At 38.6% G+C, this 3,012-nt stretch carries 1 protein-coding gene; it reads left to right on the forward strand.

What is annotated here, in order from left to right; translation table 11 throughout:
• The first annotated feature begins 567 nt into the window (after positions 1 to 567).
• Complete coding sequence (ilvB, locus tag AB1414_18195; protein MEW6609346.1) at positions 568 to 2,244, forward strand: biosynthetic-type acetolactate synthase large subunit; 1,677 nt, start codon at positions 568 to 570, stop codon at positions 2,242 to 2,244.
• The last annotated feature ends 768 nt before the right edge of the window (positions 2,245 to 3,012 follow it).

Consider the following 3,012-nt stretch of genomic DNA (forward strand, 5'->3'; position numbering starts at 1 on the left):
TATCCTTTTTTAACCGCAAAGAACGCAAAGAAATTAACCGCAAAGAACGCAAAGATTATAGTGCTCTGTTAAGATTGAAGTTGCATGTTACTTAGGTAATCGGTAATCAGTAATCGGAGATAACAGGCCATTGTTTTCTCTTCACCGATAACCTGATAACCGATAACTTTCTAAACATAGCAAAGCAAACTTAACAAAGCAATAGGTTGTTCACCACCTTATTTTCCTTCCTTTGCGTCCTTTGCGAAATCTTCCTTTATACCTTTAAAAGACTTGAACATTGAGTATCACAAAAAAATCTCGGTTAGCCACTTGACAATTTAATTTAATGATGATATAATTGGTTAAGGTAGGATAATGGGTCAGTGAAATGGGGGATTCTCCTGAAAGTAGGAAGTAGGAAAGGGGGAGACATTGCCCCCAGAAGAGGAATACCGTGCACATCCTTTATCCCTTTCCTACTTACCTACTACCTACTTGCCTACTATTTTCATTGCTCTGTCCTCCGCAGGTTAATGTTCATTCCCCCCAAATAACTGAGGTATTACAAGGTAGGTGATATAGAATATGAATAAATTAAGCGGAGCTCAAATTTTAATTGAATCATTAATTAAAGAAGGTGTCGAGGTCATATTTGGGTATCAAGGTGGGTCAGTTTTGCCTGTTTTTGATGTTCTCTTTGATGCCCCGATTAAATTTATTATGGTCAGACATGAACAAGGAGCGGCACATGCGGCTGACGGATATGCCCGTTCAACTGGCAAAGTCGGTGTTTGCCTTGCCACTTCAGGACCTGGTGCGACTAATTTAGTTACCGGTATTGCAACCGCATATATGGATTCTATACCCATAGTTGCTTTAACCGGACAGGTCCCAACACCGATGATAGGTAATGATGCCTTTCAAGAAGCAGATATTGTTGGGATTACTCGACCGATTACCAAACATAATTATTTAGTTAAAAAAACATCTGAATTAGCCCGAATTGTCAAAGAGGCTTTTCTTATTGCCTCAACAGGTAGACCAGGGCCAGTCCTGATAGATTTACCAAAGGATGTCAGCACGGCCACATCAGAATATAAACATCTCGAAAAGATTGAAATTCGTGGTTACAACCCAACCTATTCAGGACATCCGGGACAAATTAAGAAAGCCGCTGAATTGATTGAAAAGGCGAAAAAACCAGTTATCTATGCGGGTGGTGGTATAATTAGCTCGGGTGCCGATAAGGAACTCCTCGAATTAGCCGAAAAAACTTCTATCCCGGTTACCACGACATTAATGGGTATAGGTGGGTTTCCAGGAACTCATCCTTTATTTCTGGGTATGTTAGGTATGCATGGAACTAAATATGCCAATTTTGCAATGGTGGAGACAGATTTAATTATTGCTATTGGTGCTCGATTTGATGACCGCATCACTGGCAAATTAGATGAATTTGCACCAAATGCCACCATTATCCATATTGATATTGACCCGGCATCTATTAGCAAAAATATTCCTGCTCATCTCCCGATAGTTGGTGATGTCAGGTGTGTTTTAAAGGAATTAAATAAGATAGTCCAACCACCCACAATTGAACCCTGGCTTAAACAAATAAATAAATGGAAGGAAAAACATCCACTTGTTTATAAAAAAGGTGATTCAAAATTAAGACCACAGTTTATAATTGAAGAGATTTGTAAAGTTACCAACGGTAAGGCGATTATCACGACTGAGGTTGGGCAAAATCAGATGTGGGCGGCTCAATATTATAAATGCGATTATCCACGACATTTCCTGTCTTCAGGTGGATTGGGGACAATGGGTTATGGTTTTCCAGCGGCTATTGGTGCCCAAGTTGGTAATCCTGATAAAATCGTCTTCGATATCGCCGGTGATGGCAGTATCCAGATGAACATTCAGGAATTAGCCACAGCTATTCAGTATAAATTACCCGTAAATGTGGCTATTCTGAATAATCAATATTTAGGGATGGTGAGACAATGGCAGGAACTTTTCTACAATAAAAGATATGCCCAGACATCTTTAGCCATATCGCCTGATTTTGTTAAATTAGCCCAGGCTTATGGTGCCGAAGGTATCCGCGTCACCGAAGAAAAGGATGTTCGTAAGGCATTGGAACAGGCAATTGCCTCGCCAAAACCTGTTTTGATTGATTTTCGAATCGTAGAGGAAGAAAATGTCTTTCCAATGGTGCCTGCCGGCGCGGCTTTAACCCAAATGATTGACAGCCTGGCGTAGAAAAGGAATAGGATTGGGGCCAAACCTTGATTATAGAATTCACCATCGATGAGAAGAATAAAAGCTTTGAATATTTGTAACCGTTCAGGCTATGCATCAAAAGTGTCCGAAAGGGGATAAGGAGATAAGAGTGATATGGAGATAAGATAATAGAAATAGATTGAAATTTATAGAAATAGGTAGAAATTGATTGTGGAAAACAACAAATTTCCATAAATTTCTATTACTCGATATTCAAGTTTTTTTGTAACTATTCACCACGAAGGGCACGGAGAGCACGAAGTGAAATTTGATGAATTATCGAATAGAGTCATTGGATGCACTATAGCGGTGGATCGAACTCTTGAGCCATGTTTGTTTGAATTCAAGTGGAAAGATTGGAAGAAGGCATAAAAAGATTTGTTCTGTAACATCTTAGTGTCCTTCGTGTTCTTCGTGGTGAATAGTTACGTTTTTTTAAGATTAAGTGGTTTATCCTTTTTTAACCGCAAAGAACGCAAAGATTATAGGTTGTTCACCACCCTTTTAATTCCTTCCTTGAGTCTTAATACATTGAAATTTATAAGCAATTAACAATATTTGAAAGTTCGTTTTCGTTTATAGACCTGTTTTCCTTTCTTTGCGTCCTTTGCGAAACCTTTCTTTGCGCTCTTTGCGGTTAAATCTTTATACCTTTAAAAAACTTGAACATCGAGTATTAGTTTCTATTAATTTCAATTTTTTTAATAATATCTCCCTATCTCCTTAATCTCCACATCTCCTTTTGTT

The sequence above is a fragment of the bacterium genome (assembly GCA_040755795.1).
Classification (GTDB): Bacteria; UBA9089; CG2-30-40-21; order CG2-30-40-21; family SBAY01; genus JBFLXS01.